The sequence below is a fragment of the Nonlabens antarcticus genome, assembly GCF_015356755.1.
Classification (GTDB): domain Bacteria; phylum Bacteroidota; class Bacteroidia; order Flavobacteriales; family Flavobacteriaceae; genus Nonlabens; species Nonlabens antarcticus.
The window spans coordinates 732,586-746,988 of sequence record NZ_JADFCO010000066.1 but is presented as its reverse complement, the minus strand read 5'-3'; the positions used below and the strand labels follow the sequence as shown (position 1 = coordinate 746,988).

The window sequence follows — 14,403 nt, the reverse complement described above, 5'->3', positions numbered from 1 at the left end:
TGATGCAAACCTTATATTTGTTGCTATGGCAGGAAATACATTTGGTCAGATATTTAGGTTGACCACATTTGGTGAGTCTCATGGGATAGCAATAGGAGGTATCATTGACGGTTGTCCTGCGGGAATTAAATTGGATTTTGACGCTGTACAGCACGACTTGGACCGTCGTAAACCAGGGCAAAGTAAAATAGTGACCCAGCGCAAGGAATCAGATACGGTAGAATTCCTATCGGGTATTTTTGAGGGCGTGACAACGGGTACACCCATAGGTTTTCAGATTGTAAATGAAAACCAAAAATCAAAAGACTACTCCCATATTAAGGACAGCTACAGACCTAGTCATGCTGATAAAACCTATGATAATAAATATGGAACCCGCGACTATCGTGGCGGTGGTCGCAGCAGCGCCAGGGAAACTGCCTGTCGCGTAGTGGCTGGAGCCGTTGCAAAGCAATTACTTTCTAATGTAACGATCACTGCTTTCACGAGCAGTGTAGGTGATTTAAAATCAAATATTCCATATGCAGATCTGAATTTCAACGAGATTGAAAATAATCCAGTAAGGTGTGCTGATGCTGCTTTCGCGAAAGCGTGTGAGAAAAAAATCATGGAAGTGCGTAAGGCTGGTGATACTATTGGTGGGGTTATAAGCTGTGTCATCCAAAATGTTCCCGAATCATTGGGAGAACCAGTTTTTGATAAACTACATGCAGATCTGGGTAAAGCAATGCTTTCCATCAACGCTGTTAAAGGCTTTGAATACGGGAGTGGTTTTGCGGGCAGTGAAATGCTGGGAAGTACACATAATGACCTTTATAATGCAGATGGAACTACGAAAACCAACTACAGTGGCGGTATTCAAGGTGGTATTTCAAACGGTATGGACATTCACTTTAAAGTGGCCTTCAAACCTGTGGCCACAATAATGCAATCGCAACCTACTATTGATAAAGATGGAAAAGCAACAGAGATGGTAGGAAAAGGGAGGCACGATCCATGTGTAGTTCCCAGAGCCGTTCCCATTGTTGAGGCAATGGCAGCTCTTGTACTCGCAGATCACTTTCTAAGAAACAAAACTGCAAAAATTTAATATATATTCGCTCTCGCTGTTCGCGAGAATGAAGCAATACATAAGCATATTATTACATGAAAAAATTAGCATTACACTGGCAGATATTGATAGGAATGTCCACAGGAATCCTCTTTGGTATCATTTTATTAAATACTGCTTGGGGCTCAGAAGAAATTATTGTCAGGACTATTAAAGAGCAGATTATGCTTGATTATTCCATAGCAGATGGTGAGGTAATTACAAATCACGAGGTCAAACCTGCTATTACCATTACCACCACTAAAGCTGCAGAATTTGTGAGCAACTGGGTCGAACCGTTCGGTACCATGTTTGTAAATCTCTTGAAATTAATCGCGGTGCCGTTGATCCTTGCTTCCTTAATTAAAGGGATATCAGATTTAAAAGACATTGCAAAATTCCGGAGGATGGGGATACGAACCATTCTTATTTATATAGGAACTACTATCATTGCAATTACATTAGGTCTTGTATTAGTAAATTTATTGAATCCTGGAGCTGGAATCTCAGAAGAAACGATAGCTAATTTGAGTGCTACATATGAAGGTAATTCAGGAATTACTAGTAAACTGGAAACAGCAGCATTGCAAAAAGATGCTGGACCCTTGCAGGCAGTCATTGATATGGTGCCAGATAATGCGGTAGCTGCTATGTCAAATAACAGTCTGATGTTGCAAGTTATTTTCTTTGCTATATTTCTAGGGATATCTATGTTATTGATAGGTGAAAAGGCCGCATTACCCTTAAAAAACTTTTTTGATTCTTTAAATGATGTGGTACTCAAGATGGTAGACCTTATCATGTTAACCGCACCATTTGCTGTGTTTGCGCTGCTTGCTACTGTTGTAGTCACGGCAGATGATCCAGAAGTGCTTCTGGCATTACTTTACTATGCAGGAACTGTAGTTCTGGGACTTATTCTTATGATCGTCATCTACTGTTTAATATTCTGGTTGTACGTTAAGAAATCGCCACTATGGTTCTTAAATAAAATTGCTCCAGCACAATTGTTAGCTTTTTCTACCAGTTCTAGTGCAGCAACACTTCCTGTGACTATGGAACGGGTTGAAGAACATATGGGCGTGGAAAAAGAAGTGTCCAGTTTTGTGTTGCCCGTTGGAGCGACGATCAATATGGATGGAACCAGTCTCTATCAAGCGGTTGCAGCTGTTTTCGTTTGTCAGGCCTTAGGAATTGAACTTGCGCTCACTGCACAATTAACCATTGTATTAACGGCATTACTGGCTTCCATAGGCTCTGCAGCGGTACCTGGAGCTGGAATGGTGATGCTTGTTATAGTCCTGGAATCTATTAGTTTCCCTAGCGAGCTTTTACCTGTGGCGCTGGCTTTAATTTTTGCAGTGGACCGACCTCTCGATATGTTGCGAACTACAGTAAACGTTACAGGAGACGCGACAGTAGCCTCTATTGTGGCTAAATCTTTGGGGAAATTTGGAGAGCCTAAAGTGGATAATTGGGACGATAATCTAAAAGATGTCACTTCTTAGAAAAATACTCTGAAAGTATTAATCTTGCTAGAGCCGTTAGAAAACGAACTAGCAAGATTTTTTAATATACGTGATTCCAATATCTTAAGGATATTTTGCTTTATCGCTTTCGCGAAAGCGTAAAAACCTTAGATTTAGTTGCTTAATTCCAATAATCAACATTTAAACTGAAAGCATAATATCAAAGTAATTATCGCATTTAGTTAACAAATTAGTATGTAATTAATTTATAGTTTGCTTTAACAATAAAGATCTTTTAATAGTGCATTTTGTAAAAAAAGGGAATCACTGTTATAATTTAGGATTAGTGGGCATTGTAGTCCGGGATTTTCTCAAAATGTAAATTATAGAGATACATCATATTCTAGGAAATTAAAATGATGTTTCCAATACGGTTTTTTACAGATTAATACAATATCTAAAAAAGTGATGACGAGGAAAGCTCTAAATAGATTAATAAGAAATGTAGTGTAGAATTAGAGTCAAAGCATAAGAGCCAACAAATAATTAAAGAAACAAGTAGATTCATGAATAAAATGTCCATCCGTAGCATCTTGAAAAAGATTGAGAATGAGGAAATATTTCACGCAGTAGTAGATGATTATTCTTTTTCTATAAAAATTGATGATTACGTACCTTATGTATGTGCTGCGATACATGATGGACATCATTTTGACAAACGTTTGTGGAACAATTGCCTACACTCAGATTATGAACGCTGGTACGAGGAAAATCCAGCCACAGGAACGATGATTTCTTTATTGCCTATAACGCTGACTGCTCATGATAGTAGGTTTGAATATGATTTAAATCGTTCTCCTAGTGAGGCTATTTATGATACAGCATGGGGAAAAAATGTTTGGAAAGTCCCGCTAACAGAGGAAGAAAAAGAGCGCGCTCTTCATAAACATGAGAATTTTTACAGAGTGGTGCTTCAGTTGATTGTAAAATTGGAAGAGCTTTTTGGTACCGCTGTATTTTATGATGTGCATTCTTACAATTGGAAAAGATGGGATCGTAAAGTTCCTATTTTCAATTTAGGTACTTCAAGCGTGGATCAGAATAAATTTAAGGCAGCAATTGACCTATGGCAAGAAATACTGGGGAATGTAACGCTACCCATCGATGAGGAAGTTACTTGTGAAATTAACGATGTATTTGAAGGGAACGGTTTCTTTTTAAAATATGTTACGGACAACTCATTGAACTCACTTGTGCTTGCGACAGAAATTGCAAAAGTGTATTGTGACGAAGAAACTGGAGTGATCTTCCCTGAAGTGGTTCATACCTTAAGGGATAAGCTTAAATATTACATTCAATCACATGCACACCGTTTCTATGATAGACATCACACATTTGAATCCTAAACAATGTCAAATAACTAAAGTCAATTCCAGAAATTGATCATTGAATTTAAATAATGCTCTGAGACTTTTTCTGAATTGCAATTGCTACCTTTTTAAATTTTAATTAGTTATTAAATTATTAAGCAACAGCCATTTAAAGCGACCTGGAAACGGAAAAGGAGAGTCGTCAGTTTGCAGATTATGAATCTGATAATTAATTGGTGTTTTAATTATCTAAGTTGTCTCATATGATAAAAACCAACATATTTCAATCAAGCATACTTATTTTACTTAAACCTTGAATTTGATTTATGGTCATTATGTATTCGCTACAGAATCATTAGTTATTGCTTTGAAAGTTGATCACTGGAGCGCTTGTCAATAAAAGAGTGAGCTCTATTATAGTTTGAAGATATCTTTATGACAAGCTTTATGTTGCTTATCTTATGGACTCATTATTGATGAATAGACGTATAATGAATAGCAAAATAGCTGCCGAACGCTAGAATGATTAGGTTTGATAAAACCGTTACCTTTCAGCTGTGAGTCTTTTGAAACCTACTAAAATACAAATCATAATCACGAATGGATATTAGAAAACTTAAAGTCACGCAACTTTTAATAGGATGCCTTTGTGCATTCTATAGCACAATCTCAATTGCTCAGATTCAATATGACATTCCTATTTATGTAACTACAACAAATGACACGATTAGTAATTTGAAGGCAAGAATCAGTGCTAATACTGAAGTTGATTTTATATATAAACGTACAGATACGGCTTACATGTGGGGGTATGGAGGTTTCAATAATTTATTAGTTGAAGATCAGGTATTTCCTATTCATTTAGAACAGAACGATGATTTTAATGTAGCATTATTCAAAACTGATTCACTTATCAATCTTGTTTTTTCTGGAGCTCAGGGAGCTCTTAAAAATGAATATATACTCAATCGTGATGAGGCATTTAAAAATTTCTCAAATCAGAAAGGTTTTTGGTCACAAAACAAAGCGTCTTTTGAAGAGTCTTTAGACAGTCTGGTATATGAATGGAGTAGCAAACTTAACAACAGCATTCATTCTGATATATTTAAAACAGATGAACAGGCATATTACGATAGTTATGCGTTGTATATGAAATTATTAAAAGGACAAATTATCAAAGGAAAAATTGATTTGATGGACCTTAACAAAAAAGAGTTTCCAGAAGCCATTTATGATATTGAAAGATATTATACGACCATCCCAGCATACAAAAATTTATCCATTGCATATCATTATGCTAATGTCAAAAATTTAGAGCGCAGCAGGGATATAAGAAAGTATTATTATGATTTGCCGCAAGGTTTAATTCGATTCGGTTTGCGAGAGCAACTCATGAAAGAGGTTTCTGAAAGACATCCTAAGTCAAAACTTTTTTATAAAGCTATGGATTACAGGTATGATCCCAGACCAGATTCAGAAAAGGTCATGTATAGAAACATTGAGCGAACAGCCATAGGAACTGAATTCATTTATCCAGAGGCTAAGGTTTTAGACTCTAAACCCTTTGACTTTTCAATGTTAGGGAGTAAAAAAGTGTACTTCTTTATGTACGACCTTAATGACCCAAACCTGAGTTATAACCTTAAAATTTGGAATTCGATGGTTGTCGGGTCTGTTGATAAGGATGCGTACTACATCGCTTGTGCGCTTCAATCTCAAAATTCTGAGATCGAATTTTGGCGTGGTTTGCAACTAAACCAGAAAGTTGCGGGTGTTAACGTTATCGCCTTAGAAAAAGATACAGAGTTATTAAAGAATGCCTATGGCGTTCAGTACTTTCCTAGGATTATTATAGTAGACAAAGAATCAAAGATTAAAGACTCAAATTTAGAAACTCCATTCATCAAAGTGAAAATGCTTGTTCAAGATTTTTAAGAGTGAAAAATACTCTATAATTCATTTTACGTATATCTATTGAATGCTTGATATTGCAATGTCATGTAGGAATGAGACCTTCTCCACAAACAATATAAGTACCTTTGTCTATTAATAATATGTCTATGTCAGAATTGCTTAAAGAATTAGAAGAAAGATCAGGAAGTTCTTGTGAATTATGCAGCTCAAAGGAGTCTCTCGTAATATTTGAAGTGCCTGAATCTCCTTCTGATGTAAAAGATACCAGCATACTAGCTTGTTCTTCTTGTGTCACTCAATTAACAGATTCTGATCAAGTGGAATCAAATCACTGGCGTTGTTTAAACGATTCTATGTGGAGTCCCGTTCCTGCAGTTCAAGTAATAGCCTACAGAATGTTAAACCAGTTGAAAGGCGAAGGCTGGCCAGTGGATCTTTTAGAAATGATGTATTTAGAAGAGGACACTAAAGCCTGGGCAGAAGCCGGTATCCAGCGCGGTGAGAAAATTATACACAGAGATTCTAACGGTAACATTTTAAGTAAAGGAGATAGTATCGTTTTAATCAAAGATCTTGATGTAAAAGGAGCAAACTTTATTGCAAAACGCGGTACGGCGGTTCGCAACATATCTTTAGTTCATGATAACGCTGATCAAATCGAGGGAAGAGCAAACGGTCAACATATCGTGATACTGACGCAGTATGTTAAGAAAACTTAAGCGGCATACTTTCGTTTACGCACCCATAAGAAAAGAAATCCGAACCCTAGAACCAGCATAAGCGGCACAATAATATTTAGCATTTGCCAGAAGGTGCGATCATCATAGCTACGTTTCACATCTAGAAATGGCACTTTAATATCTTTATTACGTAAGGCCAATAACCCATTATCTTCCAGCATATAGTTCACAACATTCATTAAGAACTCTTTATTTCCATAATATTGGCCTGTTCTCATGTCGTACCCTAGGTCTTGCGGTTGCCCGCGATCTACCTGGTTTTTCATAATATCACCGTCTGCGGCTAGAAATAAGCCAGCCGGCTTACTTTCATCAAGTCCGTCACTGAGTACAAAAGGTTTGACACGGTTTTTATAAGCGCTAGTGAAAGATCCTTCAGCGATGGCAGCAAGGTTTTTAGACCCAGAAATGTAGGATGATGGGTTGATCTCTTCATCTATTTCTGCCAGCGAGACGGCAGCTGGCAATGTTACCTGTTGCGTTTGATTGCTTGTAGAAAGAAGAATTTGTTTTACTGTAGCGGTCTTTAACGTGTCTAGACTTCCGGTATATTCAAATTTCACATCTTCAAGATTGCGAGTGATTGTATTGTTACTATCTGCACTAGCCAGTGGATAATAGGGCCATTGAAACGCTTCATATTGTGTATTCCTTCCTTGACCTGTGGCGAGCGCTAATGCTCCACTTTGTACGTCCTTAATCAATCCACGATTCAATCGCATTCCATACCTGAATAACATATCATCCAGATTGAGTTCGCGAGATAGGGCATAGGCTCTAGATTCTTCATTTGCCAGACTGTCATTTTCCATAATAATAGGATCCACCGTCATCAACAATTTACCACCATTCATTAAATACTGATCAAGAATGTATTTTTTAGTTTCAGACAGCGGAATGGTTGGCTTTGCTTCAATAACCAGGTCATAAGAGTTCAATTCGTTGAGAACGTCAGCTGGCTTGATGCTATCGCTACTTTTGACAAACTCTATCCCAAAAGGTGCTACACGGTAGTAGGCTTGTAGAGATTTTATAAAATCGGCTATTTGTAAATCTGTTAATTCACCACTATCACGCAGTACGGCAATCTTTTTGTCTTTGGATTTTGAAACCTTGCGCAGTCCATCTGCCAGCTGATATTCCAGTTGCTGGATGGAAGCGTTAACGCGCTCTTCTGTAGTTGATCTTGCGACCTTTTTTAATAATGGGATGGCAGTACGTTTTCCATCGTAGGATATAATAGCATAGGGAACGATGGTAATATTAGTCTGTTTCCCTTTTTCCATTATGGTCGCCATCGCCGGTTGCACACCTTCTCGAGCCAGTTGCTGTATTACTTGATCGGACTCCTCCTGGTTCAAATCTGCCAGCGGATTCAAAAAATCATATTTGAGATTAGGATGGAGGGAGCTTAATTCTTCCAGTAATTGGCGGGTTTCACGTTTAAGTTTTAGAAACTCGGCTGGTAACTCGCCGTCTAAAAAAACATCTACATAAATATCCAGTGGAGCTTCATCTAGAAGGGTTTTGGTTTCATTAGAAATGGTATAGCGGCCATCTTCCGTTAAATCAAACCGATGGTAGAAACGATTTGAAACGAAGTTAAGCGCGAGAAGCGCAACGATCCACAAAACCATATTTCTAACTATTCTGACCATCAATTTCTAGCTAGACTTGTTTTAAGTGAGATTTCGCTTAAAGCGAAAAAGAAAACGGCAATACTCACAAAATAAATTACATCCCTAGTGTCTAAAACGCCGCGAGCCATACTTTCATAATGATATTTCATACCAAATGAAGCCAGCACGGCGTCGCTAGTCACATAACCCGATAGTCCTTCAAAGCCAAAATACATCGCAAAGCAGAGTAGAGCGGCCAAGAGAAAAGCAACAATCTGATTTTTAGTAATGGTAGAACTGAAAATAGAAATTGCAGTATAGCTCAATGCAAGTAAGATAGCCCCCAGATAACTGCCCATAGTGCTGCCTAGATCAATGTTAAATGAGGTTGTGCCTAATTTTCCTACTGAGATAACGTATAACAATGTAGGAATCAGGGCAACAACAATAAGGGTTAATGCTGCTAAATATTTCCCACCTATCAAACTGCGGATCGAAACAGGTCGCGTTAGAAGAATCTCTAATGTCCCCAGATCCCGTTCCACCGTAAAACTGCGCATGCAAATAGCAGGAATCAAGAACATAAATAACCATGGAATTAAAAGAAAAAACGGAGTTAAATCTGCAAAACCATAGTTGAGCACATTGAACTCACCATCAAAAACAAAAACAAGTAAACCACTTACTAAAAGGAAAATACAGATAACCAGATAGCCACTAAGACTACTGAAAAAACCACGAATCTCTTTTAGATAAATCGCTTTCATTTAAGGCTGTGAATTTTGTGTACGCTGTGTGCAGTAGGTTTTTCATCAAACATCGCTTTGGTCGCTGGCCATATCTTTTTAAATAACGCAGAATGACGGTAGTTATTTAGGTCGGCTTCAGAATCCCAGTAGCTATAGGTATAAAATGCTTGTTTGTCATCGATATCCTGATACAATTCCAACAGGCTACAACCTGGCTGATTTCTAATACCTTCTTTAATATCTTCAAACATTGTTTGAAACTCGAGGATGCGATCCTTTTGAAAATGCATTTTTACAATACGTACAATCATATCAATTCAAAGTTAACGATTACTGGAGCATCAATTTGTAAACCAAAAAGAGTGCTGGCGCTTCCAACGGTACTTGGATTTGATCTATACGTGGCGATTTCAATCAGGTCAGAACTATTGAAAATGGCAAGACCTTTTCCATCAACATCTCGTTTTATGGGTTCTAAATCAAAGTTGACAATATCAGAATATCGTTCATAAATTGTTTTGATGCGCTCACTGCGCGCATAGATTTCAAATTTTCTACCACGGCCTATTTTTTCAAAAAGTTCTCTGGTAATGTTTGAAACGCTATTACCATAATTATCTATATAGATAACCTGGCCGTGGATATTATTCTTTGATTCTGAAACAAAAGGATGTATTCCAGTAATGGATCTCAAATCTGTTATGGGCTTACCTATGACCTCTAAAGTCCCACCGCGGGCAATGTGACATGCAGTGCTTACAAAAGCATCCAAAGTTGTGAAATTAGAGGAAATGCGATCATGTATATTAATTTCTACCATCCGCTCTGCTCGCATCTTACTTATGATCAAACCTAAAACGCCATTATCTGCACAGATGAAATAATGACCATTCATTAAAATGGCCAAGTGTTTATTTTCCGGAGTGTGCTCCGCATCAACACCTATAATATGAATGGTTCCCTCAGGAAAGGAAGAGTAAGCGTTTTGGATAATATATGCGGCCTCGGCTATGTGAAACGGTGAAACATCATGAGAGATATCCACGATATTTATGTTTTCTAATTCTTTGTGAATAGCACCTTTCACAGCGCCCACATAAGGATCCTTCCAGCCAAAATCTGTCGTTAAGGTAATAATGGGCATAGAAAAAAAGCTGGGTTGTTGATTAAATGAATCTTAAAATAAAGTGATTCCATGGAATGATAAACATAGTTTTTACTACTTTCATGACTCACTAGAACACAATAGCAAAACTAAAAAATAATAGACGCATAACGTCACCTAATTTATCGCTTTTGAACGAACTTATCATTGATCTTGCCGACGCAAATCCGAGAGAATTTTTTGGAGCCAAAAACAAGAACCTAACTTTTCTCAAACAACACTATCCCAAACTTAAAATTGTCGCTCGTGGCTCAGTCATGAAAGTCTATGGTGACGAGGAACAATTACAGGAATTTGATAAGAGGCTAGAAATGCTTTTAAATCATTTCACCAAATACAATACGCTGGATGAAAATGTCATTGAGCGTCTGCTTACCGCAAATGAACCAGATAGTTTTAATGGTAAAGGGACCAGTGATGTTTTAGTTCACGGTAATAATGGTGCGCTTATAAGACCTAAAACTCCTAATCAGGGTAAGCTAGTAGCACTTTGTAAAAAAAATGATATGGTTTTTGCCATAGGTCCTGCTGGAACTGGGAAAACTTATATAGGGGTCGCTCTTGCGGTACAAGCTTTGAAGAATCGAGAGGTAAAACGCATTATAATTACAAGACCTGCGGTGGAGGCAGGGGAAAACCTAGGTTTTCTACCTGGAGATCTCAAGGAAAAACTGGACCCTTACATGCAGCCTATTTATGATGCATTGCGAGATATGGTGCCTGCAGAGCGCCTGTCTAGTTACATTGAAAAGGGTACCATCCAGATTGCACCGTTAGCATTTATGCGAGGACGTACTCTAGATCATGCCTATGTTATTCTCGATGAAGCACAAAATACAACGCATGCCCAGATGAAAATGTTCTTAACTCGTATGGGTAAAGACGCTAAATTTTTTATCACAGGGGATCCAGGCCAGATCGATTTACCACGTCGCATGATTTCTGGTTTGAAAGAGGCTTTATTAATCCTGAAAGAAGTCGATGGAGTTGGGATGATGTACCTAGACGACAGTGATGTAGTACGTCACCGTCTTGTTAAAAAGGTTATTGCGGCTTATAAAACGATTGAAACCGGTAATTAGTTAACTTGTAAGTTAGCTTGATTTTAGTTCGCTTTCGCAAAAGCAATTCATCAACAACCGTCAATAAATACTTCATAAATAGTTATCCCATAAGCTTTGTTGCAAGTGGGATTTCTCATATTTACCAAAGATTAAAATCCACCACATGTTTCTATTTGATACCATCACTGACACCAACTTTAAATTTCAAGGTCAGCAAACCGTTTACAAGGGTAAAGTTAGAGAGGTGTATTTTTTGGACAATGATCTTTTGATAATGATCGCCAGTGATAGACTCAGTGCTTTTGATGTGGTATTACCACGTGGCATTCCTTTTAAGGGTCAAATACTAAATCAGATCGCCACTAAAATGATGAAGGCAACGGAAGGCATAGTTCCCAACTGGCTCATCGCTACACCAGACCCTAACGTTGCTATAGGTCATAAATGCGAGCCATTTAAAGTAGAAATGGTTATTCGTGGTTATATGAGTGGTCATGCAGCTAGAGAATATAATGCTGGAAAACGAATGCTATGCGGTGTTTCCTTACCAGATGGAATGAAGGAAAATGATAAATTCTCAGTTCCTATTATAACTCCAGCTACAAAGGCAGAGATGGGAGATCATGATGAAGATATTTCTCGAGAAGATATTATCTCTAAAGGAATTGTATCAAAAGAAGAATACGAAGTTTTAGAAAAGTATACCAAAGCCCTATTTGAGCGTGGTACACAGCTTGCCGCAGATCGAGGTTTGATTCTCGTGGATACTAAATATGAATTTGGAAAGACGGCAGATGGTACTATTGTATTGATCGACGAGATTCACACGCCAGATTCCTCTAGGTATTTTTATTCAGATGGTTATCAAGAACGTCAGGATAATGGTGACACTCAAAAGCAACTCAGTAAAGAATTTGTAAGACAATGGCTCATTTCAAATGATTTTCAAGGTTTAGAAGGACAATCCGTTCCTTCTATGACAGATGAATATGTACTTTCCGTAAGCGAGCGCTACATTGAACTCTATGAACAAATTACAGGAGAGAAATTTGAAAAGGCTGATACTAAAAATATCATGAATCGCATTGAAAAAAATGTGGTGGAATGGTTAAGTGCTCGTGATTAAGACAACCTCAAATTCTTACTGATTAATTAATTATTGTCAGTTTCAAAAATTAACCTTGAAGATCTCGCTCCACCATATCTGTATAGAACGTTGTTTTTAAATTTTACGATCGATTCTATTTAAAGGATTCTTTTGTGATAACTACTCCAGATTAATAGACATATTGTAGGAAATACTATACATTCCCGAACCTTCTTTTTTAATTTCCTTACAAATAAACTTCAAAAAACTGCCATTCTCGCCGATTTCCCGCCGAACTGACAGCAATAAATATTTTAGGGCAAGACTCACTATTATCATAAGTGTATGTATATCAGTAGATTATATTTACTAAGCTCAATTATTCCAAATAATCTATTTGTAATGGCACCGCCGCACGGTGCTTGCAACTTATAAAGTAATTAGAAAAATTTAAAGTTAACAAATGAAAGTACTTGTAATAGGAGCAGGAAATATGGGATTAGCGTATGCTAAAGCCCTCGTGAAATCTGAATACCTAAGTAAGGAAAATCTGATGATCTCAGATACCAGTCCTGAAAAAACTCTAGAGCTGAAAAAAATCAGCAGATTCGACGTTTACACAAATCTCGCAGATTGTTTGCCGTTAGCAGACATTGTGTTTATTGCTGTTAAACCATATCACTCTGATGAGTTGCTTAAGGAATTGAAACCCATGACTAAAAAAGATCAAGTCATTGTTTCCATAATGGCAGGTGTAACTATTAAATCTATTCAAGATGGTCTGGGTATCAGAAAAGTTGTTAGAGCAATGCCTAACTTACCAGCGCAGGTAGGTAAAGGACTTACTTCGTTTACAGCATCTGATGAAGTTTCCAGGTTGGAACTTTCAACAGTCAGGAATCTATTGAACACGACTGGTAAATCGGTTTATCTGGATACAGAAAATGATGTTGATGCTTCTACGGGAATATCTGGTAGTGGTCCAGCTTATGTATTTTATTTCATGCAATCGATGATGGATGCTGCTAAAAAAATGGGCTTTTCAGATCATGATTCTAAAGTATTGGTAAGTCAAACTTTTGAGGGAGCTGTAGAGCTTTTCAATCAATCCGACTTGAGTCCAGCATCATGGATGAATCGAGTGGCTTCTAAAGGAGGAACGACTAGAGCAGCACTTGATTCCCTAGATGATAATAACGTGAAGGATTTGATCCAGGAAGCCGCATATGCAGCTTTTAATCGCGCAGTTGAACTTGGAAAGCAGATATGATAGACATTAAACAATCTAGAAAGAGACATAAAAAAAGAGTCGTCGTTAAAGTAGGTACTAATGTGATGGTCAATAAGGACAATCGGATTGTGATGCCTACTTTGAGAAAACTAGTGGATCAGATAGCTAGACTTTATGAAGAAGATATTATTTGTGTTTTAATTTCTTCAGGATCTGTAATCGCTGGTATGGAAGTATTGGATGATAACGATATTGAAGATATTAGAATAAGAAGGCAAGTCTATTCCGCAGTAGGTCAGCCTAGAATGATGCGACATTATTATAGCATTTTCCATGATTATGGTATGCGCTGTGCTCAGGTTCTTGCAACAAAACGGGATTTTGATGAAGGTAAACATCGTGACAATATGATAAATTGTTATGAAGGCTTGTTGAGTCAAGGTATAGTACCTATTGCAAATGAAGATGATGCGGTGTCCTTATCGATGTCCATGTTTACTGACAATGATGAACTGGCAAGTCTGGTGGCAGAATTAATAGACGCTGACATGATGATCTTGCTTACTGATATTGATGGGATTTTTGATGGTAATCCAGAAGACGACAGCTCTAAAGTTATAAAGTCGGTAGCGACAGATCAAGCTGTAGAGCAATTCATTCAGTCTTCTAATAAGAAGGAAGGTGAAGGCCGTGGTGGAATGATGTCAAAAATTAATGTGGCAAAGCTCACAGCAGCTAAAAATATCCCAACCTTTATTGCTAACGGAAAAAGGGAAAACTGCATTATTGACATTGTCAATGGCAAAGACATAGGAACCCGTATCTACAAAAGAGAGGAAGAAGAATAGAAAAAGGATACCGTAAAATACGTATCAGATTTATTCAATTTTTTTAACAAACTAGAA

The 14,403-nt window shown here is 37.5% G+C and carries 13 protein-coding genes; 9 read left to right on the top strand and 4 right to left on the bottom strand.

Annotation, left to right across the window (positions count from 1 at the left end):
- Positions 1-25: 25 nt before the first annotated feature.
- The 5 genes from aroC (at position 26) to IQ282_RS14340 (ending at position 6,562) form a co-directional block, all read left to right on the top strand.
- A complete protein-coding gene (gene aroC / locus IQ282_RS14360; RefSeq protein ID WP_194852561.1) occupies positions 26-1,090 on the top strand; it encodes a chorismate synthase in 1,065 nt (354 codons plus the stop codon).
- A gap of 56 nt (positions 1,091-1,146) precedes the next feature.
- Positions 1,147-2,598, top strand: a complete 1,452-nt coding sequence (locus tag IQ282_RS14355) for a dicarboxylate/amino acid:cation symporter (RefSeq protein ID WP_194852560.1) — start codon at positions 1,147-1,149, stop codon at positions 2,596-2,598.
- 527 nt (positions 2,599-3,125) lie between these two features.
- Positions 3,126-3,965, top strand: a complete 840-nt coding sequence (locus IQ282_RS14350) for an N-formylglutamate amidohydrolase (RefSeq protein WP_194852559.1) — start codon at positions 3,126-3,128, stop codon at positions 3,963-3,965.
- A 564-nt stretch (positions 3,966-4,529) separates the two neighbouring features.
- Positions 4,530-5,864: a hypothetical protein gene (locus IQ282_RS14345; RefSeq protein WP_194852558.1), complete on the top strand. Its 1,335-nt coding sequence runs from the start codon at positions 4,530-4,532 to the stop codon at positions 5,862-5,864.
- Between the two features lie 125 nt (positions 5,865-5,989).
- Entirely contained in the window at positions 5,990-6,562 is a 573-nt protein-coding gene (locus tag IQ282_RS14340) for a PhnA domain-containing protein (protein WP_194852557.1), read from the top strand.
- Here the strand turns inward: IQ282_RS14340 and gldG are convergent.
- From gldG to IQ282_RS14320, 4 genes are read right to left on the bottom strand one after another with little or no spacing between them, the layout of a single operon-like run.
- The gene (gene gldG, locus IQ282_RS14335) at positions 6,559-8,241 is read right to left on the bottom strand and encodes a gliding motility-associated ABC transporter substrate-binding protein GldG (protein ID WP_194852556.1); all 1,683 of its coding nucleotides are present in this window, start codon (positions 8,239-8,241) and stop codon (positions 6,559-6,561) included. The two genes, IQ282_RS14340 and gldG, sit on opposite strands and share 4 nt — an antisense overlap.
- Positions 8,241-8,969, bottom strand: a complete 729-nt coding sequence (gene gldF / locus IQ282_RS14330) for a gliding motility-associated ABC transporter permease subunit GldF (RefSeq protein ID WP_194852555.1) — start codon at positions 8,967-8,969, stop codon at positions 8,241-8,243. Before gldF ends, gldG begins: the two co-directional genes overlap by 1 nt.
- Positions 8,966-9,262: a putative quinol monooxygenase gene (locus IQ282_RS14325; protein ID WP_194852554.1), complete on the bottom strand. Its 297-nt coding sequence runs from the start codon at positions 9,260-9,262 to the stop codon at positions 8,966-8,968. The genes gldF and IQ282_RS14325 overlap by 4 nt, the downstream gene beginning before the upstream one ends.
- Entirely contained in the window at positions 9,259-10,095 is an 837-nt protein-coding gene (locus IQ282_RS14320; protein ID WP_194852553.1) for an SAM hydrolase/SAM-dependent halogenase family protein, read from the bottom strand. The genes IQ282_RS14325 and IQ282_RS14320 overlap by 4 nt, the downstream gene beginning before the upstream one ends.
- 152 nt (positions 10,096-10,247) lie before the next feature.
- Here IQ282_RS14320 and IQ282_RS14315 point away from each other — a divergent pair, with 152 nt between their 5' ends.
- From IQ282_RS14315 to proB, 4 genes are all read left to right on the top strand, one after another.
- Positions 10,248-11,198, top strand: a complete 951-nt coding sequence (locus tag IQ282_RS14315) for a PhoH family protein (RefSeq protein ID WP_194852552.1) — start codon at positions 10,248-10,250, stop codon at positions 11,196-11,198.
- A 145-nt stretch (positions 11,199-11,343) separates the two neighbouring features.
- Entirely contained in the window at positions 11,344-12,306 is a 963-nt protein-coding gene (locus tag IQ282_RS14310; RefSeq protein ID WP_194852551.1) for a phosphoribosylaminoimidazolesuccinocarboxamide synthase, read from the top strand.
- Positions 12,307-12,730: 424 nt separating this feature from the next.
- Positions 12,731-13,537, top strand: a complete 807-nt coding sequence (gene proC / locus IQ282_RS14305; protein WP_194852550.1) for a pyrroline-5-carboxylate reductase — start codon at positions 12,731-12,733, stop codon at positions 13,535-13,537.
- Positions 13,534-14,346 (top strand): glutamate 5-kinase, encoded by an 813-nt coding sequence (proB, locus tag IQ282_RS14300; protein WP_194852549.1) that lies wholly within the window; start codon positions 13,534-13,536, stop codon positions 14,344-14,346. Before proC ends, proB begins: the two co-directional genes overlap by 4 nt.
- Positions 14,347-14,403 lie beyond the last annotated feature (57 nt).

Bases quoted from the DNA above. Each gene is read 5' to 3' on its own strand.
- aroC (WP_194852561.1), top strand. From the start codon at position 26: ATGGCAGGAAATACATTTGGTCAGATATTTAGGTTGACCACATTTGGT.
- IQ282_RS14355 (WP_194852560.1), top strand. From the start codon at position 1,147: ATGAAAAAATTAGCATTACACTGGCAGATATTGATAGGAATGTCCACA.
- IQ282_RS14350 (WP_194852559.1), top strand. From the start codon at position 3,126: ATGAATAAAATGTCCATCCGTAGCATCTTGAAAAAGATTGAGAATGAG.
- IQ282_RS14345 (WP_194852558.1), top strand. From the start codon at position 4,530: ATGGATATTAGAAAACTTAAAGTCACGCAACTTTTAATAGGATGCCTT.
- IQ282_RS14340 (WP_194852557.1), top strand. From the start codon at position 5,990: ATGTCAGAATTGCTTAAAGAATTAGAAGAAAGATCAGGAAGTTCTTGT.
- gldG (WP_194852556.1), bottom strand. From the start codon at position 8,241: ATGGTCAGAATAGTTAGAAATATGGTTTTGTGGATCGTTGCGCTTCTC.
- gldF (WP_194852555.1), bottom strand. From the start codon at position 8,969: ATGAAAGCGATTTATCTAAAAGAGATTCGTGGTTTTTTCAGTAGTCTT.
- IQ282_RS14325 (WP_194852554.1), bottom strand. From the start codon at position 9,262: ATGATTGTACGTATTGTAAAAATGCATTTTCAAAAGGATCGCATCCTC.
- IQ282_RS14320 (WP_194852553.1), bottom strand. From the start codon at position 10,095: ATGCCCATTATTACCTTAACGACAGATTTTGGCTGGAAGGATCCTTAT.
- IQ282_RS14310 (WP_194852551.1), top strand. From the start codon at position 11,344: ATGTTTCTATTTGATACCATCACTGACACCAACTTTAAATTTCAAGGT.
- proC (WP_194852550.1), top strand. From the start codon at position 12,731: ATGAAAGTACTTGTAATAGGAGCAGGAAATATGGGATTAGCGTATGCT.
- proB (WP_194852549.1), top strand. From the start codon at position 13,534: ATGATAGACATTAAACAATCTAGAAAGAGACATAAAAAAAGAGTCGTC.